An 18,980-nucleotide genomic window follows, 5' to 3' on the forward strand; every position below is an offset into this window, starting at 1 on the left:
TGAAAGCATCTAAGCGCGAAGCCCCCCTCAAGATGAGATTTCCCACTGACTCGTTCAGGTAAGACCCCTTGCAGATGACAAGGTAGATCGGTCCGGAGTGTAAGCACAGCAATGTGTTCAGCTGACGGATACGAATCGGTCGAGGGCTTAACCTGCTCCATCTTCCTTCTCCAACGAATGCAACCCGCTTTATTCCAATCTAATTTTGAAGGTGTGAACCATCTTCAACAACTCCATAATCGTCTGGTGACCATAGCGGAGGGGATCCACTCGTTCCCATCCCGAACACGACCGTTAAGCCCTCCAGCGCCGATGGTACTTGGGGATGACCCCCGGGAGAGTAGGACGTTGCCAGGCGAACGTACAAAACCGCTCAGGACTTGAGCGGTTTTTTGATGTTCAAATTCGATGACAAGTCATACAAAATAGTGGTTTCCCCTATTCTGCCTTCATGTATTGCATTCATGTCGCTGATGATCCACCCCTGATTCGGTGAACAGCATTATCCGAATGAAAATCAGTGCATATTTAAAACAAAGAATGCCAAAAAGAATTGCTTATAGAACAAACAAAACTCCCGCTCAGGGAGTTTTGTTTATAATTGATACTCACACGTCTGAAGCCCCCTTCCAGGAGGCTTCGCAATGGGTTCTTGGGGCGTTAGCGTCCATCCATTTTTGATTTGGACGACGCCCAAGCTTCCTTGTCAAGCAAGGACATGCAGGGATGTGCCATCACCCCGTCCCATGCAGTTCTGCAACTAAAGTTGCATGTACCCGCATGGGCGGAACACTGCTATCCGTGTTCCGCTTTTACTCACTCTGTTACTTTCTGAGCACCAGTGATTTGACCCAGTGGGAGAGATTGGTTCGTCACTGGAATCCCATCTTATGACGTACAGAGGAACAAAACCCGCTACCGGTGGGATGAACACTGCTCATATGTCCGAAGATACGTCAAAATTGAAGATACGTCAAAATTGCGGCTCCATCCCACCAAGGGATTACCGTGCAACGTCGTATTTCATCCCACGATTGAAACTAGTAGGTATTCGAAACCGCTGATGTCTGTAATGTTGAAGATCATGATCAGTTGCAGAGAGACAGTATGATTTCCAGATAAAGCTCAAGCACCCCAATCACCTCCTAATGAATGTATATTAAATCAGTTTTGCAACTATACTTCGCAAATAAACTTAATCAAAAACAATACTATCGTCCGTGACTCATGAAATCGAACCGATCTGACAGCGGTTGTAACTAATTTTTTGCCGGATGATTTTGCTTGGAATAAAAAACTGCACAATAGTTCGAAAAAAGGACAGAAAATACTGCCATCCGTCCACCGTTGAGGATCAGGCGATCTGGCAACCCCCGTTTATCGGGTTAGATGAAACCCAAGATGGCTGGATTTGCCTCTCAATGGATGCAACAGGCTCAGGTTGCCGTGGAGTGCGGAAACTTTTAAAGCGATCATTTGAACGAAAACCAGGTAACCAATTCACACAGGAACATTTTAGGGTAAGACTGATCCGCCAATCCCAACGAAACAGGTTTAAAATACTGAAACGATAGTTCTAACGCTTATGGTCAATACGGTATAAAGGAACGCAAAGGCTGACAGCTGCATATGATGAGAACACGAAAAATAACAGGGACACAAATTAAATTCAGAATAAATTTATTTTAAAATTCCCGTTGACAACATCGGTTGTCCCATGTATTATATAACTTGTCGATTGAACGAGTGACTGAAACAAACGCAGCACAACAACATAGCACAATAAATAACAGATCAATGATGCTCAAAAACAGAGGTAACGCGGAGAGATGTCCGAGTTGGCCGAAGGAGCACGATTGGAAATCGTGTAGGCGGGCAAAACCCGTCTCGAGGGTTCGAATCCCTCTCTCTCCGCCACTGATTAACTTCTGAGCATGAGACAGAAGTTTTTTTAATCCGACCATTGACAAAATGATCGGGTTGATGTTAAGATGAGGCTCGGTAGCTCAGTCGGTAGAGCAGAGGACTGAAAATCCTCGTGTCGGCGGTTCGATTCCGTCCCGAGCCACCATGTCCTCGCTGGTGTAGCTCAATTGGTAGAGCAACTGACTTGTAATCAGTAGGTTGGGGGTTCAAGTCCTCTCACCAGCACCATACAGGGGCGTAGTTTAATGGCAGAACAGAGGTCTCCAAAACCTCCAGTGTGGGTTCGATTCCTACCGCCCCTGCCAGATGAATGATGGCGGCATAGCCAAGTGGTAAGGCAGAGGTCTGCAAAACCTTTATCCCCGGTTCGAATCCGGGTGCCGCCTCCAATGCTGATTAATTTCCCTTTCAACACGAATATGCGGACGTGGCGGAATTGGCAGACGCGCAAGATTCAGGTTCTTGTGGCCGTTAAGGCTGTGGGGGTTCAAGTCCCTTCGTCCGCACCATTATGTGCCCTTAGCTCAGCTGGATAGAGCGTCTGACTACGGATCAGAAGGTCGGGAGTTCGAATCTTCCAGGGCACGCCAAACATGAAAGGGTGCTGACGTTCTCCAGCATCCTTTCCATTTTCTCATCAAAAACCTTGACTTAAAATGGTTGGAATGATATAATAAGATTTGTTGTTAAAAATATGTGCCCTTAGCTCAGCTGGACAGAGCGTCTGACTACGGATCAGAAGGTCGGGAGTTCGAATCTTCCAGGGCACGCCAATCCATAGAAGGAGCTTATCCTATTCGGATAAGCTCCCTTTCTTTTCACAAGCATGCGATCTCATTATTGGCTTGGCAGCAAATCATGCAGGGCATCCAAAGATTCTTCCACCGGAGCAGAAATGTCCTGGTAGATCCCTCCGATATCAGGATGATTCTCTTTGATAAAGGTGATCTTTTTCTTCATGCTTTCCGTTTGAACCGGATCAGGCCCTTTTAGTTTGGTATCAGCTTTTCCCGCGTGGTCGCGCTGATGGGGGGAGCCGGCATTATGTTTCTGGGGCGGCCGGACCGTCTGCTGGACTTGGTCCGTTTTTGAACTCAAGATATGATCTGCAGCCGGAAGATCGATATAGATTTTTGAAGCAGGCACTTTTGTTTTGGTATAGGAGAGAATTTGGTCCAGCAACTGGAATGATTGAACAGGCTCAGACCGGATTGCGCTGTACGCACTGGAGACAATTTTAATTTCATCACAAGTCTTCCCCAATCGTCCGAGATCCAGCCCCGGGTTTTTCAGCGTTTCCGACTGAAGGGCGATGGACAAACTGATTTTCTTTCCTTGTTGATGTAATGGCTTTGACAGATTTTCCACAAAAAGAGCAAATGATTCACGATCCGTTTCCGATATCGAGTCAACGTGCAGATTGATTCCGTCGAACCGATCGGTCTGAATCAATTTTACCCATTCGTCAACCATTTGGTTGCGCTTTTCCGGAGAAGAAATGAGTTGATGCAGCCGACCGGGGCTTCCTCCTGTGTTTACGGTGGGGTAGACGGGGATCCCTTTCATTTGTACAGTGGAAAGCAGGTTCTTCATCTCTTGGTTCAGTGTTGGCAGCTTGTTTTCTGTGGTGAGTTCATACCCGTATAAATGAATGACCTGGATCTCATTCAGATGCTTAAAAAATTGTTGGAACCCATCCTGACCTCCGCCAGGCTCGTTGACATGGAATATCCATGATGTTTTGTCTGCAAGCGGAGTTTCTTTGCCAGGGAGATTCTTGTGACCCGGTTTGAAATTCTGAGGAAGATGTGTTGCCGGATCATTCTTTTTATCCGAGAAACGCGAAGCGTACAGGCCTGACGGGATGGAAGCGGCATCTGTTGCGGCGGGCTGTCTGTCGGGTTCGAAATGGTACAGGACATAAGTTCCGCCAAAAGATAAAATGGAGCAGACGACCCCTGCCGAAATAAAGGTGAGACTCATCTGTTTAATCTGCAGGCTGTGATCCCGGGACAAAGAGTCTTCGGCCACCTTCTTATCTTCCATGTTCGACTCACTCAAGTTCAAATTCTTACTCACTCACGGGCCCCCTTAACAACTCGTTTCCATGCTGTTATATTTGTTATTTTTTACCTGAGAGGCCAAAGTCCTGTTTTTATTACACAAAAAATAAAATACGCCATGAACCGACAAGATTCCCCATCAGAAAAGCCATTTGTTCTAAATAGATAGAAGGGTTTTGAATATTTGTGACGTATTAAATAGATGCAAAATAAAAATTGTATATTTTTGTAGGGGGTTCAGCATGAAGGGGAAATGGCGGTTCGCATTATCCATGGTTTTAAGCGGAGCACTCGTTTTATCCGGTTTTTCTTTTGCTTCCGCCAATTCGGGTGAAGCATCGTCAAAAGCAGCAAGTGAGGGCAGTTATTATTTCGTCCAGCTGGAAGATCAGCCTGTCGCTACCTACCAAGGAGGCCTGGCGGGCCTGAAAGGGACAAAGGTTCAAGACAACCAAAAGCTGAATGTCCAGTCCTCAGATGTGAAAAACTACCGGGCTTATTTGGGCAAAAAGCGGGAGAGCTACAAAACGTGGCTCAAACAAAAAGCGAAATCAACCAAAGTTGTCGCGGAATATTCCCTCACCCTCAATGGAATCGCCGTGAAAGCAGATGCGGATGAGGCCAAAGTTCTGGGTCAGGGACCGGGTGTCAAAAGAGTTGTAAAAAGCAAACAATACCGTCCCCTGATGAACCGGAGCCATTCGATCATGAATACCATGCCGGCATGGAAAAGTGGCTATGACGGGGCCGGCATGAAAGTGGCCGTCATCGACAGCGGGATTGATGCCGATCACCCGTTCTTAAAAGATCCCTCCCTGAAGATGCCGGAAGGCTTCCCGAAAGTGGGAACCGGTCCGGACGGCAATCCGATTCAGGACTGGCTGAAATTTACCAGCAATAAAGTGATTGTCGCCAAAGTTTTCAGCCCTGATCCCAATGCGACCCCGGAAGCGATCGACTCACACGGAACGCATGTAGCGGGAACGATCGCCGGCAAAGCGGGGTACAAGGATCCGAGCGGCGTCGCAACCAGTGAGCTCAGCGGAGTGGCTCCAAAAGCTTATCTGGGGAACTATAACGTGTTTCCTTGTGAAGATTGCTCTGCGGAAAGCATTTATATTGCCGCTGCGATTGAGCAGGCTGTGAATGACGGCATGGATGTCGCCAACTTAAGCTTGGGCGGCACGGCTACACCAGGGTTTGACCTGCTCGTCGAAGTTGTGAATGCAGCGAGTGAGGCTGGAATGACGATGGTGATTGCCGCAGGGAACTCGGGTCCGGCTCCCATGACCGTGGAATCACCCGGAATCGCTGAAAAGGCGATCACGGTTGCTGCCGTAACCAATGGCCATTTCTTCGGAAAGTCGATCAAGGTGACCGTGAATGGTGAAGAGCGCGTGATACCGGTTGGCTCCGCGGATCCCGGAGGAAAAGTGACCCAAAGAGTGGAAGCGCCTCTGTACGTGGTCACGGAAGGAAGCGGACTCGGTTGTGAGCCGATCACAGCGGATCTGACCGGGAAAATCGCTGTTTTAAAACGGGGGTCCTGCACCTTTACTCAAAAAGCAACCAATGCCCAAGCCAAGGGTGCTGCAGGTGTGATTCTTGTCAACAATACCTCTGGGGATCCCTCTTTAATGTCTGTGGAACCATCCGTAACGATTCCGATCGTGATGGTGACAGATCAAGACGGCGCTTGGATTTTAAACGGAACGTCCGGCTCGGCAGTGATGGAACCGGGGCCAGACCGTGAATTTACAACTTCCAACGACAGCTTGATCGCCAGCTTCTCTTCACGGGGGCCGACGATTCATTATACCTTGAAACCGGATGTGGCCGGCGTTGGCGTGAATGTTTATTCCAGCGTGGTCGGCGGCGGACTTTCTTCGTACAACGGAACGTCCATGGCAGCGCCTCATGTAGCCGGAGCTGCAGCACTGTTAAAACAGGCACATCCTGATTGGACTCCGCAAGATATCAAATCCGCGCTGATGGGAACCGCTGGTGATCCGAAAAGTGCTCCCCTGCCGCTGGAAGTAGGGGCAGGCATTATCAATGTGGGCAATGCGCTAAATCCGGTGGCTCTTGCCAACCCGGCCAGCCTCAGCTTCGGCAAGTTGGATCGCGGGGCGAAAAAGGCAGCTGCAATTAAGGTTGTTTTGAAAAACACCACGAAAAAAACACAATATTACCGTATTGCCCCGGATGACAGTACCAAGGTGAGAGTGAGAACCTCGGCTCTCCTGTTGAGACCGGGAGCAACGGGAACCATTGAGGTGCTGGTAAGCGGACACAGCGGAGCGAGCGGAGATTATCAAGGCTATGTGAATATTACAGCCAGTAATGGAAACAAGATTCGTGTCCCGTATTATTACCATGTAGGAAATTGATCCATAAACAGAAAACCCAACAACCGTTGAAGGCTGTTGGGTTTTCTGTTTATGAAAACGTCCGGTCGATAATTCCGCCGCCGAGACAAATTTCTCCGTCGTACAGAACAACGGATTGCCCGGGTGTAACCGCCCGTTGCGGCTCTTTAAACTCGATGCGGAGAGTGGCGTCTTCCTGGGGAATGACCCGCACCTCCTGATCTTTTTGCCGGTAGCGGAATTTAGCGGTACATTCAAACGGTGCGGAAGGGAAAGAATCCCCTTCACCCAGCCAGTTGATGTCAGTGGCGATCAATCCGTTGGAATAAAGGGCTTCATGATCATGCCCTTGCGCTACGTAAAGGATGTTGTTTTTTACATCCTTTTTCACGACAAACCAGGGCTCACCGGTCCCGCCTCCACCGATGCCCAAACCCTGCCGCTGGCCCAGCGTGTAATACATGAGCCCGTCATGGGTGCCTTTCACTTCACCATCAAGGGTTCGGATTTCTCCAGGTTGGGCTGGAAGATATTGACTCAGAAACTCTTTGAAATTTCTTTCCCCGATAAAGCAGATTCCGGTGCTGTCCTTTTTTTTGGCCGTGGGCAGGCCCGCTTTTTCCGCCAGCTCCCGAACTTCCGGTTTTTGCAGATGCCCGATCGGAAACATGGCTTGGAACAATTGGGATTTGGTTACCGCGTACAGAAAATAGGTTTGATCTTTATTGGGGTCCGCCCCGCGGGCCAGGTATTTTTGCCCGTTGATTTCCTTGATTTGGGCATAATGACCGGTGGCGATGTAGTCGGCTCCCAGTTGTTTGGCTTTGTTTAAAAACTCGCCAAACTTAATCTCGCGGTTACACATCACGTCAGGGTTGGGGGTTCTGCCATTCCGATATTCTTCCAGGAAGTATTCAAATACTCTCTGTTCATATTCTTTTTCAAAGTTTACCGAGTAATAGGGGATGCCGATGTGCGCACAGACACGGCGGACGTCTTCAAAATCTTCGGTGGCGGTGCAGTGACCGAACTCATCTGTATCATCCCAGTTTTTCATAAACAATCCGATGACATCGTAACCTTGTTCTTTCAGAAGCCAAGCTGTCACAGAGGAATCGACACCGCCTGACATCCCCACGATCACACGTATATGATTGTTGCTCATACATATCAGTCCTAAAGTAAAAATTTCCCTTCTTTTGTCTATGTTTGCTTGTTCGCAGTGATTGACTGCATTATAATCTAAACAAAATAAAAGGGTCTGATGCAACATAGATTTGACATCGATTGGATTGTCAACATTATAATCCAAATCAATCTTTTTAACAAATGAAGGGTAAAATGAATGAAAAGACATGGAAGGAACGTAAGAAGAAATGAACCGGTTGGAAAAAGGGATTTTTAGCAGACTGACACCTTCTCAGGTATTGGTGATCGGTTTTGCACTCACGATCTTGACGGGAGCGATCCTCTTGTCCTTGCCGATCTCCACAGAGAGCGGCAAACCTTTGCCTTTTATTGATGCACTTTTTACTTCGACATCAGCGGTCTGTGTGACCGGGCTTGTTGTCGTGGATACCGCTACTACATACAGCACATTTGGTGAAGTTGTCATCATGTTCCTCATTCAAACGGGCGGGCTCGGATTTATGACTTATGCCACATTTTTTGCGCTTCTGGTAGGGAAAAAAATCGGGATGCGTGAACGGCTCATCTTGAGAGAAGCGTTTAATCAGGTGGACATGTCGGGTGTGGTGCGCCTGGTCTTAATGGTTCTCATCATCACTTTGGTCATCGAGGGCCTGGGGTTTATTCTGCTCTCCATCCGTTTTGTGCCTGAATGGGGCTGGGGAAAGGGTCTCTATTATGCGCTGTTTCATTCGGTATCCGCGTTTAATAACGCCGGATTTGACTTGTTTGGCGACTATCAGAAGTTTAGCAACCTGATCCGTTATGTAGGAGACCCGATGGTAAACCTGACGATCAGCGGTCTGATCATTTTGGGCGGAATCGGCTTTATCGTGATTCTGGAATTGGTGCAGTTTCGGAAGACCAAACGGCTGAGCCTGCATACCAAATTAGTCTTGACGATGACTTCGATCCTCATTGTGGCGGGCATGATCCTTATTTTAGCCACGGAATGGACCAATCCGGCCACATTGGGTAAATTATCATTTGGCGACAGGCTGCTCGCTTCTTACTTTCAATCAGTTTCACCGCGGACGGCGGGCTTTAATACACTGAATCTGGCAGAAATGTACCCCGCAACGTTGTTTTTTATCATTCTGCTGATGTTTGTGGGCGCTTCCCCCAGCTCGACGGGGGGCGGAATTAAAACGACCACGCTTGCCACCATCCTTCTCGCCGTCTGGGGCATGATCCGGGGCAGGGATAATGTCGTCGCTTACCGGAGGCGCATTCCGTATAATCAGGTGTATAAGGCGCTGACGATTACGGTTGCCGCGCTTACTCTGGTGATCATGGTCACCATGTTTCTCACGATTACCGAACGTGCCGATATATTGACAGCCATGTTTGAAACGGTCTCTGCCTTCGGTACGGTCGGTTTGTCCATCGGTTTGACACCCGAGTTGTCCGTAGCGGGCAAAATTCTGATCATCCTGACCATGTTTGCCGGACGGCTGGGACCGCTGACCATTGCTGTTGCTTTAGCACGCAGGCTGCAGGAACCAGATCCCCCGATTCGATTCCCGGAAGAGAGGCCGCTCATCGGCTAAGGATCGAGTGGGAAGAGGATTAGCGGGTGTTGTCAAAATCCGAGGAATCAAGTAGTCTAAAAACAACGGGTCAAATACATCATTTCACATGGTTTCAAGCGGAAATGAAATGAAGAGCCAAGAGGAGGGGCCTATGCGGCGGAAGCCAAACTTTCCTTTGCTCGTGTGTTCCGTTTGCATCTGTTTCCTGATGAGTGGTTGTGCCACGGTGATGGAGCAGATCCAACAGACAACGGGAAGCAGAATTGAAAAAGTGGATGAACTGGTCACAGATGAACCGGAGCGAGAACCGGCTGAGGAAATAAAAATAGATAAAGAAGAGGATATTCCGAAAAGCCCTGCACCCTATGTTGAATTGGAACAGATTTTAAATGATGACGGCAAGGGAAAATATGCGGGTGAGGAATATGACAAATCGGCAGTGATCGAGGCACTCGATCAGATGCCGAAAGGGTTGTCCGAAGATAAGGCTTATGCTTATCTGCTGGGACTTGTCGGTGAAAATTACAAAAAAGAAGTTGAACGCTATCATGAAATGGAGCAGCCTGATTACGGGCAGAAACTACTGGCATGGGAAGGCCGAAAATCGGGTTCAAATGTGGGGAAGTCACCGATCATCGGAGCACTGGCGGGATCACCTGTACAACCTCAGCCGCCTGCCAAAAAAGCCAATATTGTGGTACTGCTCGATGCAAGCAGCAGCATGAATGGGGAGATGGATGGAAAGAGCAAACTCTTTCGTGCGGAAGAAGCCATTCTTCAGTTTGCATCCAAACTTCCGAAGGATACTGCGGTCTTTACACTGCGCGTTTATGGCCATCGGGGAAGCAACAAAGATGAGGACAAGGAGATCTCTTGCTCGAGCACGGATAAGTTGTATTCAGCCAGTCAAGTGGATACAGGGAAATTGAACTCCAGCCTCCAGGAAATCCGTCCGACGGGTTGGACTCCTTTTGCGCATGCCCTCTCGACCAGCTATCAGGACATGCAAAAGGGAGCGCCTGGTCAGGTTGAAAATATTGTGCTGGTCATCAGTGACGGAAAGGATACATGCGGTGGCGATCCTGTGCAGGCGGCCCGCTCGCTGAACCGTTCGGACGCTCGTTCGATCATTCATGTAATTGGGTTGGCCCCTGATGAAGAGGCGGAAAAACAGTTGAGACAAACGGCTGACATCACAGGGGGCGATTATCACCATGTGTCGAACCACGCAGAATTGATGGGATCCTTGCAAACCTACCTAAAATGGATCCAGCGAACCCATGAACCGTGGCAGTTCAGGGCGGTCGAATCGATTGCGAAATCCTATCATTACGATCATAAACGCCTTGAACAGCACTATCAGCAACTGGTTCAAAAAACCGATCAGGAATACCAGCGTCTCGATCAAGCAAATGATTATATCAAAGAAAAAGGAAAAATTGATGGAGAAGCTTGGATACAGATTGGCAACTGGATTGATCACCGTTGGAAGCAGGTAGGCAATTATGCTGATCAACGCTGGAAGGAAATTGGAACCCGCTTAGACGAAGAATGGGAAGATCGTTATTCGGAAATTCAGGAGGCTTGGCAGGAAGAAGGCGGAAAGCCGGAAGAACTGGAAAAACGGAAACAAGAGGTTCTCGGGAGCAAAGAATCACAGGCAACCCGCCAGGATATGAAAAAGAGGTTGGAACGCCTTCGGGTTGAGGTGCATTTAAAATAGCTGAAACAGCGTGGGATGTTGTGGAGTGAATAGGATGATGACACCAGCTTATGAGATCCGTTTCGATGAACGACTCGGAATCGACCGGCCTCTGTTGCATGTGGAATATGAAGAATTGCCGGAAGAGCTTCGGCAGGAATTTGAGCTAAAATGCCAAGAGGTCTGCGCACGGATCCCGGAACGAATCAAATGTTTGGAGCAGGAATACCTTGATCGCTATGAAGCGTTAAAGGAAGCGGAAGATGATGAAACCTTTTACCGATTGACAGACGAAATGAATGATCTCTCGAAAACCATCTGTGATCTGAATATCTTGTTTCTATATATTGAGGGCACGTTTCTGGCATCCAGTGTGCATGCCTGAAAATTGGGCGTTGAATGAGACGGATCGATCTCGTTCAGCGTTTTTTTTTGCTTCCATTCTTTAACACTTTACTGGATGATAGAAAATTTATTATGATACATATCGTGTTTTCCCGCCGATGGGGCAACATAAAAACGGGTTGGGCGTAAATCATCGGGGGTAAACTGGTTAATCGGAATATTGGAGTGGTCCATGCATGAAAGATAAACAGCTGAACTTATGGGCGTTAATGGCTGCAGTAGTTGGAACCATGATAGGCGGAGGGGCTTTCAACCTTCCGAAGGATATGGCCGCAGCAGCCAACAGCGGCGCCGTGATCATTGCCTGGGTGATTACGGGATTGGGAATGATCGCCCTTGCACTTGTGTTTCAGAATTTATCCAACCGAAAAAGCGAACTTTCCGGAGGCATTTACAGTTACGCCAAGGCCGGCTTTGGGTCATTTATCGGATTTAACAGTGCCTGGGGTTACTGGATTGCAACGGTGTTGGGAAATGTGGCTTTTGTTACCCTTTTATTTGGTTCGCTAAGCTATTTCTTCCCTGTGTTTGAAAACGGTAATAATCTGCCTTCCGTGCTTGGAGGATCCATGCTCGTTTGGGGGGTCCACTGTCTCATTCTGCGCGGCGTGAGAAGTGCCTCTTTTATTAACATCATTACCACGGTCACCAAATTGATACCCATCTTTCTTTTTATCGTGATCACGATTTTTGCCTTTCATCAACGTACCTTTTTCATGGATTTCTGGGGTGAAAGCTCTGTGTTTTCGTGGAACACGGTGCTAGAGCAAGTCAGGGAGACCATGCTGGTTACTTTATGGGCTTTTGTGGGTGTGGAAGGGGCGATTGTTCTCTCCGGCCGGGCGAAACGCTATCAGGACGTCGGAAAGGCGACGGTGATCGGTTTAATCGGTACCCTGGCCGTTTATATGCTGATCTCCATTCTTTCGTTGGGCATCATGCCCCGCGAAGAGCTGGAAAAATTGCCGGAACCGTCGATGGCTTATGTGTTGCAGTCCATCGTCGGTGACTGGGGAGCAGTTGTCATCAACTTAGGTCTGGTTGTATCATTGCTTGGCGCGATGCTGAGCTGGACGCTTCTCGCCGTGGAAATTCCCTATGTTGCGGCGAAAGACGGAATGTTTCCGAGAAGTTTCGCCCGTCAAAACAAAAATAACAGTCCGGTTGTCTCTTTATGGTGGACAAGTCTTTTGACTCAAACATTTATTCTTATCGTTCTTTTTGCCGCATCGACGTATCAAATGGTGTATTCGATGGCCAGTGTGGCTGTTTTAATTCCTTATCTTTTATCCTCCCTCTACCAATTAAAACTGCTCCGAACGGGGGAAACTTACGAGCAAGCAGGTGCAGGAAAGGGAATGGATTGGATCATTGGCTTGCTTGCCTTCATCTATGCGGTCTGGCTTCTGTACGCCGCTGGAGTTGAATACCTTTTGATGGTTTCGGTGCTGTATCTGGCCGGCCTCTTGATGTACATCTGGGTTCAACGCGAGAACCAAAGAAAATGGTTTACGGGAATCGAATGGCTTTTGGCTGCGGGAATCATACTAATGGGGATTCAAGCAGTGAGGTTGATCTCGACAGGACAATTAGCTCCTTAAATTTTCCATTGTAAAGATTTTATTAAGATTATATTAACTGGACTTAAATAATTCGTGACGAGTGGGTTGAAATAGTTTTCAACTTCATTCATTAAGATTAAGATAAGTTTTGGTTAAGAATTAGTTAACAGGAGGACATCAAGGTGCTTTTTAATCGATCTAAAGACCGGCTGTTTTACCAAATCATGGTGGATGCGACAGCCAACATTATGGAAGCAGCACAGTTGTTTCGGGAAAACGTGGAGACGTTGGAGGAAAAAGAAAAATATGCAGAACGAATCAAGGAACTGGAATCAAAAGGGGATGAATATACGCACCTTTTGATTAAAGAGCTGAACCAAACCTTTGTGACTCCTCTCGACCACGAGGACATTTTAAAACTGGCGAGCAATGTGGATGATGTCCTGGATGGCATCGAAGCCTGTGCTGCGCGGTTTGTCTATATGCATGTGGACAAATCGACGCCATATCTTGTGAAATTCGCGGAAATCCTGGAAAATAGTGCCCGCCATCTTCAAGATGCTTTTATCGCCTTGGAGAAACGGGATTTTGGTACGATCCGCAAAATCTCCGTTGAAATTAATAATTTGGAAAATGAAGGCGACAAGCTGATGCGGGAAAGTGTCAGCACATTATTTGAGGAGCCGGTCGACCCGGTTGAACTGATCAAAATGAAAGAGATTTACGAAAGGTTGGAAGATGTAACCGATACGTTTGAAGACGTGATGGACGTCATGGAAAGCGTGGTTATGAAGTATGCTTGATCCGTATTGGATACTGGTCGCTGTCATTGTGCTGGCCCTCGTGTTCGATTTTACCAATGGTTGGCATGACACAGCGAACGCAATCGCTACAGTTGTGGGAACACGCACACTTTCGCCGGGAAAAGCCATCGCGATGGCAGCTTTACTCAACCTGGTGGGTGCTTTTTTTTCGACCGAGGTGGCCAAATCGATTGGAAAAGACATCGTGGATCCGCACGGGATTACACAGGTGGTGCTGATCTCCGCACTATTAGCAGTAATTACGTGGAACATTGTAACGGTATTGATGGGATTGCCCACCAGTTCCTCTCACGCCTTGATCGGAAGTCTCGTCGGGGCGGCGTTGGCGTTCAAGGGGCCTGAAGTGTTACAGGTCAAGGGAATTATCACTATTTTGCTCGCTTTATTGCTCTCGCCGCTGCTCGGAGGCTTGATGGGCTTCGCGTTGACGAAACTGATCCGAAGAACGTTTAACAATGTCCCCCGCTCAAAGGTGAAGCGCATTTTCCGTCCTTTGCAAATCGCCTCGTCCGCCTTTATGGCGTTCAGCCATGGAGCGAGCGACGCGCAAAAAGCGATGGGGATCATTACCCTTGCCCTCGTGACGGCAGGATACCAGCAAGAGATGGTTGTTCCGTTCTGGGTGATGGTTGCTGCCGGTGTAGCGATGGCGTTGGGAACGGCGATGGGAGGAAGGAAAATTATCCATACGATCGGCTCACGCCTCAGCAGGTTGGAAACTCCGCAAGGATTTGCCGCGGAGACAGGGGCGGCTATTTTGCTGACCACCGTGGCCAAAATCGGGATTCCGGTCAGCACTACCCATACCATTACAGGCTCCATCATCGGGGTAGGTGCGGCGGAACGGGTAAGGAGCGTTCGCTGGTCAGTCGCGGGCAAGATTATTTACGCCTGGATATTAACCCTTCCGGGAACGGCTTTGATGGGCTATCTGTTCTATTTGGTGCTTCGTTTCCTGGAAAGTTAAAAGGAAAAGCATCCGTCTGAACCAAGACGGATGCTTTTTTAAAACCATGCGTTGGCGAGCCAGGCGGTCAGGATGGAGCCGGCAATCACCGCCAGGATCGGCAGCCGTAATAGGGCCAGCACACACGCGACAATGCCGCCGGTCACACCGATCCACGGATTGGAAGGGTCTATCGTCAAAATGCCGGGAAAAATTAAAGCCCCGAGGGCGGCATAAGGAATGCTTTTCAGCCAGCGTTCCACCAGAGGAGGAAGAGACAGCTTTTCAAGGATGAAAACGGGAAAGAGCCGGGGGAGAAACGTGACGATCCCCATGCCAACCACAACCAGTATCAAATGTGTCGTGTTCATGCTTCTTCCTCCTTATATACGAAGATTCCCGCCATGCTCCCGAAAATGGTCGCCAATACGATCGACCAGCCGCTGCTTAAAAATTGATGAAAAACTGTGCAAAGCAGGATGCTCACCGCTGCGATCAGACCAAATCTCCAGGATTTTTGCACGGCAGGAACCAGTAACCCGATAAACATGGCATAAAGAGCAATCGCCATGCTGTCGCTGATGGAAGCCGGAATCAATTGGTACAGGGCGGCTCCGATGAACGTTCCGATCACCCAGGATCCATATGCGGCCGCAAATAAACCGAGAACATAAAAATGATGCATGCGCGAACGGTCTTGCGAAGCTTCCAGGGAAGCCACCGCAAACGTTTCATCTGTAATGCCGAATGAAAGGAAGCTTTTCCAGCTCTTCGGTATATGACGGAGGGCGTTCATTAACGATAGGCTCATGATCAGATGACGCAAATTTAAAATAAAGGTGGCGATGATGATCTCCACCCCGGCCGTTCCCGCAGCAATCATATTGACCGCCATAAACTGGCTCGCTCCGGCATAGACCATCAGAGACATCAGCAGAGTCGGCAGCATCGGAAGATCTGCTTGTCTTGCCAGTACTCCAAAAGCGATGGCGATCGGTATGTAACCAATCATCAGAGGCAGCCCTTTTTTCGATCCTTGCAAAAATTGAGTGAGAAATGCCGGGTTCATGACAGTTCCTCCATTTACCCTAAAATGTCTCTATTTTTTTCGATTATCTCATATTTTGTCTATCAAGAAAATATATTGATTGCAGTTTGATCCGGGAGCATGCCATCAAGCGATTCAATCAAAAACTCCTTCTTCCGAAGAGATGCTTCTGCACCCACTTCGCTCGGGTGAAGCTCGCGGATCTTGGATTGAAAGGGACGAAAAGTGTATAGCGATGGCGCGTACTGCCGCGGAAAATTCATTTTCGGCGATGGTCATAGGTGTCGGGACGCATCCCTCCTACCGGCGGCAGGGGTTGGCCACCGGATGGATGGCATAGTTATGCGGGCAGGTATTGAAAAAAGGAAAAGTGTTGTGCCTGTATGATCATAACACGGAGGCGGGTAGAATCTATAAGCGTTTGGGCTGTCGGGATATCGGAAGGTGGACGGTCGTTCATAAAAAACTGAATGGATGGAATGAAAAAAACGCGCCGGAAAAGCACTCTGTTTCAGCTCGTTTAACCTTCTTTTGCAGGGGGTCGCTTTATACCAGGGGGTCCGCAAACTGGTTGACCAGTCCGAGTGAACAATCCTTCCCGGTATCGTAGGAGCGGTTGCCGATCAGCTTGCACAGAAAATCTCGGCTTCCTTCGCCCGTCTCCCAAAAGTGATGCACTTGCGGCAAAATGTCTTTTCCTTCTTGGATCGCCGTTTCCCATAAATCCCAAAAGCTTTCTTGATGTTTTTCTTCTGCCGCGGCCGGGTGCAGCCAGGTTTCCCGATGGATGTTTAAATAATCCCGGGCGGGGATGCATTTGGAATGGCGAAACGGGCGAATCAGGCCACAGGTGAGAACCAGCTTGATCCCCCAGGGATCAAAAAAAAGGGACAGGGCTTTTTTCATGTCCCGGTACGCTTCATGATAGTCACGGGGTTGCAATTTATTCGCCGCTTCTGGATAATATTTACAAGCGATTTGGTGAAGGGTTTCAACCAGTTCGGCAGGCAGCCGGTCACCCAGATCGATTTCCGGAACAAGAGGGGTGCGCCATGTTTCGATGTTCTGTCGGTTTTTGGCCACCAGTGTATCTAAAATCACCTCCAGGCGCTGGTGCTTATATTTTTGGTATCCTGCACGATAATGGATATAAGGATGAGCCGTCCGGTCCAGGATGTGGTGGGTGATAAAACCGGTGACGTAATCCCGGAGGGACGGACGGGATTTGGCATACTCAACCAGTTCCGCCAAAACGGGGCCACAGTGTTCATTGTGAAAAAGATCCCCCAGACGGCTGGCGCGGCGGTCTTTGATCCAGGGCCAAAAACGGTGGAAGTATAAAAAGTCCGGTCCCTGGCAACCGAATTGAAAAACGATCCGGTTTTCCGGTTGAGGCAACCCGGCCTGTTGGATCGTTTCATATCCAAACATGAGATGGGTCCAGGCATACGGCAAGCAACATCTCTCCTCAAAAACAATTTTTCTTGCTACATATTTTCTTTTTGAGGACTGAGGTTTCCTTTCGGACGAAACGGTTGGTTGTTTGAGATCTCCCGTGATATAGTAAGAGAAGTTCGGAGAAGCGGGGGAGGATACATGGGAATTCACCACCTTGAATTTTGGGTGAGCGACTTGACGAGATCCCGCCCTTTTTATGATGGTTTATTCCGGCGGACAGGATGGAAACAATTAGGTGAGCGGTCGTATTTTTGCAACGAGACGGAGATTTATTTTATGGAAAAAAGCGGGCTTGTGAAACAAAACCATCCCGGTCCGAGACATATCTGTTTGTCCGTTTCCAGCCGGGAAAAAGTAGATGCCGTGCATCGCTGGTTAAATGAACAGAAGGCCGAGATCATTCGCGGGCCTGTGGAGATGCCCGGGTATTCCCCCGGATACTATACCGTTGATTTCCGTGATCCGGACGGATACATATGGGAAGTGGCTTATACCCCCAATATGAAGTGGGAAGAGCAGGAGTGATGATGGATGAGTCAGATAAACTGGCATGAAGAAGTTTTAAAGCGCAAGGAAGAACTGCTGGCCAAGTGTAAAGAGTTTTTGTCGATTGAGAGCGTGCTGGATGAATCAACCGCAGGGGCCGGAGCCCCCTTTGGGCGGAAAATCGCGGAGGCTCTCGAATATATGTTGAATCTGGCTGAACAAGACGGTTTTAAAACCCTAAATGTGGACGGTTATGCCGGACATGTGGAGTATGGCGACGGAAATGAACTGGTGGGAATATTGTCTCATGTGGATGTAGTCCCGGCCGGGGAGGGCTGGACTTCTCCGCCTTTTTCACCTGAAATTCGCGACGGCAAGCTGTATGCCCGCGGAGCGCTCGATGATAAGGGACCGACGATGGCCGCCTACTTTGCCCTGAAAATTGTAAAGGAACTGGGTCTTCCGCTCTCCAAGCGGGTCCGATTGATCTTGGGCACCGATGAAGAGTCTCACTGGCGTTGTATGATGTATTACTTTGAACACGAAGATATGCCTGCGATGGGGTTTACTCCGGACGCTGACTTCCCGATTATCAATGCGGAAAAAGGGCTTGTCGATTTAAAAGTGGTGGGATTGCCCGACCATGAAGCGGAGCAGTCGGCCGAAGCTGAATGGACACTGATTGATTTTGAAGCGGGACAGCGCGTCAACATGGTGCCGGATTTCGCAATCGCCAGGATCGGCGGGGACGGAGATGTGTTTGAGTTGAAAGAGAAGGTGCAGGATTTCCTGTTGACCCGTCGGATCCAGGGGTATGCGGAAGAAGCGGATGACCATTTAAAAATCGTGTTTAAAGGTCGTTCGCACCATGGATCTGAGCCGGACAAGGGGTTAAATGCAGCTCTTGAACTGGCCCGCTTTATGGAAAGTATTCCGCTTGACCCGTACGGGGCCAACTATATCCGGATGATCAATTCGCTTCTGGTGGACGGCTTTTTCGGCGAAAAGCTGACCATTGCCATGGAAGATGACAAGGTCGGCAAGCTGACCGTTAATCCGGGCGTGTTTGGCTATAAAAAAGGGGATCAGCATTTTGTGCGCATCAATGTGCGCTATCCCATTTCTGCAGACAGCGATGACCTTCTCAAGATCATTGAAAATAAAGTGGCCGATTACGGAATGAAGATCACGGATCTGAATCATTTACCGGCCCATTACTGCGATCCCGATCACCCGCTCATCACCACACTGTCAAAAGTTTACGAAGAACAGACCGGGGAAAAAGCCCGCTTGTTGGCCATCGGGGGCGGTACGTACGCCCGTGTGCTGGATACGGGGGTGGCATTTGGTCCTCTGTTTCCGGGCAAAGAAGAAACGGCTCATCAAAAAGATGAATACATTGAAGTGGAAGATCTGTTGAAAGCAACGGCGATCTATGCACAGGCCATTTATGAATTGGCGAAATAAAAAA

15 protein-coding genes, 8 tRNA genes and 2 rRNA genes are annotated in these 18,980 nt (G+C 48.7%); 20 read left to right on the top strand and 5 right to left on the bottom strand.

Annotated elements, in window-relative coordinates:
* From BMW55_RS00005 to BMW55_RS00050, 10 genes are all read left to right on the top strand, one after another.
* A 23S ribosomal RNA gene (locus tag BMW55_RS00005) occupies positions 1–155 on the top strand; the annotation flags it as partial.
* Between the two features lie 87 nt (positions 156–242).
* Positions 243–357, top strand: a 5S ribosomal RNA gene (rrf, locus tag BMW55_RS00010).
* A gap of 1,466 nt (positions 358–1,823) precedes the next feature.
* A tRNA-Ser gene (locus BMW55_RS00015) sits at positions 1,824–1,917 on the top strand.
* 78 nt (positions 1,918–1,995) lie between these two features.
* Positions 1,996–2,071, top strand: a tRNA-Phe gene (locus BMW55_RS00020).
* Positions 2,072–2,078: 7 nt separating this feature from the next.
* Positions 2,079–2,154 (top strand) — tRNA-Thr (locus tag BMW55_RS00025).
* 3 nt (positions 2,155–2,157) lie between these two features.
* Positions 2,158–2,231, top strand: a tRNA-Trp gene (locus BMW55_RS00030).
* 10 nt (positions 2,232–2,241) lie between these two features.
* A tRNA-Cys gene (locus tag BMW55_RS00035) sits at positions 2,242–2,315 on the top strand.
* Positions 2,316–2,347: 32 nt separating this feature from the next.
* Positions 2,348–2,435, top strand: a tRNA-Leu gene (locus BMW55_RS00040).
* A 4-nt stretch (positions 2,436–2,439) separates the two neighbouring features.
* Positions 2,440–2,516, top strand: a tRNA-Arg gene (locus BMW55_RS00045).
* A gap of 106 nt (positions 2,517–2,622) precedes the next feature.
* Positions 2,623–2,699, top strand: a tRNA-Arg gene (locus BMW55_RS00050).
* A 64-nt stretch (positions 2,700–2,763) separates the two neighbouring features.
* Here BMW55_RS00050 and BMW55_RS00055 read toward each other — a convergent pair.
* Positions 2,764–4,005, bottom strand: coding sequence for a glycosyl hydrolase family 18 protein (locus BMW55_RS00055; RefSeq protein WP_089964330.1), 1,242 nt, complete (start codon positions 4,003–4,005; stop codon positions 2,764–2,766).
* Positions 4,006–4,231: 226 nt separating this feature from the next.
* On the opposite strand from BMW55_RS00055, the gene BMW55_RS00060 reads away from it, so the two are divergent.
* Positions 4,232–6,379, top strand: coding sequence for a S8 family peptidase (locus tag BMW55_RS00060; RefSeq protein WP_089964331.1), 2,148 nt, complete (start codon positions 4,232–4,234; stop codon positions 6,377–6,379).
* A 49-nt stretch (positions 6,380–6,428) separates the two neighbouring features.
* Here the strand turns inward: BMW55_RS00060 and mnmA are convergent, their stop codons facing one another.
* Positions 6,429–7,523 (bottom strand): tRNA 2-thiouridine(34) synthase MnmA, encoded by a 1,095-nt coding sequence (gene mnmA, locus BMW55_RS00065; RefSeq protein ID WP_089964332.1) that lies wholly within the window; start codon positions 7,521–7,523, stop codon positions 6,429–6,431.
* Positions 7,524–7,734: 211 nt separating this feature from the next.
* On the opposite strand from mnmA, the gene BMW55_RS00070 reads away from it, so the two are divergent.
* The 6 genes from BMW55_RS00070 to BMW55_RS00095 all read left to right on the top strand — a co-directional run bounded on the left by BMW55_RS00070 (position 7,735) and on the right by BMW55_RS00095 (position 14,538).
* Positions 7,735–9,096, top strand: coding sequence for a TrkH family potassium uptake protein (locus BMW55_RS00070; RefSeq protein ID WP_089964333.1), 1,362 nt, complete (start codon positions 7,735–7,737; stop codon positions 9,094–9,096).
* 133 nt (positions 9,097–9,229) lie between these two features.
* Positions 9,230–10,801, top strand: coding sequence for a vWA domain-containing protein (locus BMW55_RS00075; RefSeq protein WP_170839638.1), 1,572 nt, complete (start codon positions 9,230–9,232; stop codon positions 10,799–10,801).
* 34 nt (positions 10,802–10,835) lie between these two features.
* Positions 10,836–11,165, top strand: a complete 330-nt coding sequence (locus BMW55_RS00080) for a hypothetical protein (RefSeq protein ID WP_089964335.1) — start codon at positions 10,836–10,838, stop codon at positions 11,163–11,165.
* Positions 11,166–11,361: 196 nt separating this feature from the next.
* Positions 11,362–12,786, top strand: coding sequence for an arginine-ornithine antiporter (arcD, locus tag BMW55_RS00085; RefSeq protein ID WP_089964336.1), 1,425 nt, complete (start codon positions 11,362–11,364; stop codon positions 12,784–12,786).
* 143 nt (positions 12,787–12,929) lie between these two features.
* Positions 12,930–13,550, top strand: coding sequence for a DUF47 domain-containing protein (locus BMW55_RS00090; protein ID WP_089964337.1), 621 nt, complete (start codon positions 12,930–12,932; stop codon positions 13,548–13,550).
* On the top strand, positions 13,543–14,538 hold the full coding sequence (locus tag BMW55_RS00095) for an inorganic phosphate transporter (RefSeq protein WP_089964338.1): 996 nt from the start codon (positions 13,543–13,545) through the stop codon (positions 14,536–14,538). The genes BMW55_RS00090 and BMW55_RS00095 overlap by 8 nt, the downstream gene beginning before the upstream one ends.
* 38 nt (positions 14,539–14,576) lie before the next feature.
* On the opposite strand, the gene BMW55_RS00100 is transcribed toward BMW55_RS00095, so the two are convergent.
* Together BMW55_RS00100 and BMW55_RS00105 are read right to left on the bottom strand one after the other, a co-directional pair.
* Positions 14,577–14,888 carry an AzlD domain-containing protein gene (locus tag BMW55_RS00100; RefSeq protein ID WP_089964339.1) on the bottom strand — a complete coding sequence of 104 codons (312 nt, stop codon included), beginning with the start codon at positions 14,886–14,888 and terminating at the stop codon, positions 14,577–14,579.
* Entirely contained in the window at positions 14,885–15,586 is a 702-nt protein-coding gene (locus tag BMW55_RS00105) for an AzlC family ABC transporter permease (protein WP_089964340.1), read from the bottom strand. Before BMW55_RS00105 ends, BMW55_RS00100 begins: the two co-directional genes overlap by 4 nt.
* A gap of 142 nt (positions 15,587–15,728) precedes the next feature.
* Between BMW55_RS00105 and BMW55_RS18925 the strand changes: the two genes are divergently transcribed.
* Entirely contained in the window at positions 15,729–15,905 is a 177-nt protein-coding gene (locus BMW55_RS18925; RefSeq protein WP_244527402.1) for a GNAT family N-acetyltransferase, read from the top strand.
* 206 nt (positions 15,906–16,111) lie between these two features.
* Here the strand turns inward: BMW55_RS18925 and BMW55_RS00115 are convergent, their stop codons facing one another.
* The gene (locus BMW55_RS00115; RefSeq protein ID WP_089964342.1) at positions 16,112–17,020 is read right to left on the bottom strand and encodes a zinc dependent phospholipase C family protein; all 909 of its coding nucleotides are present in this window, start codon (positions 17,018–17,020) and stop codon (positions 16,112–16,114) included.
* Positions 17,021–17,161: 141 nt separating this feature from the next.
* Here BMW55_RS00115 and BMW55_RS00120 point away from each other — a divergent pair, with 141 nt between their 5' ends.
* Positions 17,162–17,548 carry a VOC family protein gene (locus tag BMW55_RS00120; protein ID WP_089964343.1) on the top strand — a complete coding sequence of 129 codons (387 nt, stop codon included), beginning with the start codon at positions 17,162–17,164 and terminating at the stop codon, positions 17,546–17,548.
* A 6-nt stretch (positions 17,549–17,554) separates the two neighbouring features.
* Positions 17,555–18,976, top strand: a complete 1,422-nt coding sequence (gene pepV / locus BMW55_RS00125; protein WP_089964344.1) for a dipeptidase PepV — start codon at positions 17,555–17,557, stop codon at positions 18,974–18,976.
* Positions 18,977–18,980: the final 4 nt, after the last annotated feature.

The organism is Lihuaxuella thermophila, assembly GCF_900110165.1.
In the GTDB taxonomy this organism is placed as follows: domain Bacteria; phylum Bacillota; class Bacilli; order Thermoactinomycetales; family Thermoactinomycetaceae; genus Lihuaxuella; species Lihuaxuella thermophila.

Coding starts and splice junctions, on each gene's coding strand:
- BMW55_RS00060 (WP_089964331.1), top strand. CDS start 4,232: ATGAAGGGGAAATGGCGGTTCGCATTATCCATGGTTTTAAGCGGAGCA.
- mnmA (WP_089964332.1), bottom strand. CDS start 7,523: ATGAGCAACAATCATATACGTGTGATCGTGGGGATGTCAGGCGGTGTC.
- BMW55_RS00070 (WP_089964333.1), top strand. CDS start 7,735: ATGAACCGGTTGGAAAAAGGGATTTTTAGCAGACTGACACCTTCTCAG.
- BMW55_RS00075 (WP_170839638.1), top strand. CDS start 9,230: ATGCGGCGGAAGCCAAACTTTCCTTTGCTCGTGTGTTCCGTTTGCATC.
- BMW55_RS00080 (WP_089964335.1), top strand. CDS start 10,836: ATGATGACACCAGCTTATGAGATCCGTTTCGATGAACGACTCGGAATC.
- arcD (WP_089964336.1), top strand. CDS start 11,362: ATGAAAGATAAACAGCTGAACTTATGGGCGTTAATGGCTGCAGTAGTT.
- BMW55_RS00095 (WP_089964338.1), top strand. CDS start 13,543: ATGCTTGATCCGTATTGGATACTGGTCGCTGTCATTGTGCTGGCCCTC.
- BMW55_RS00100 (WP_089964339.1), bottom strand. CDS start 14,888: ATGAACACGACACATTTGATACTGGTTGTGGTTGGCATGGGGATCGTC.
- BMW55_RS00105 (WP_089964340.1), bottom strand. CDS start 15,586: ATGAACCCGGCATTTCTCACTCAATTTTTGCAAGGATCGAAAAAAGGG.
- BMW55_RS18925 (WP_244527402.1), top strand. CDS start 15,729: ATGCTTCTGCACCCACTTCGCTCGGGTGAAGCTCGCGGATCTTGGATT.
- BMW55_RS00120 (WP_089964343.1), top strand. CDS start 17,162: ATGGGAATTCACCACCTTGAATTTTGGGTGAGCGACTTGACGAGATCC.
- pepV (WP_089964344.1), top strand. CDS start 17,555: ATGAGTCAGATAAACTGGCATGAAGAAGTTTTAAAGCGCAAGGAAGAA.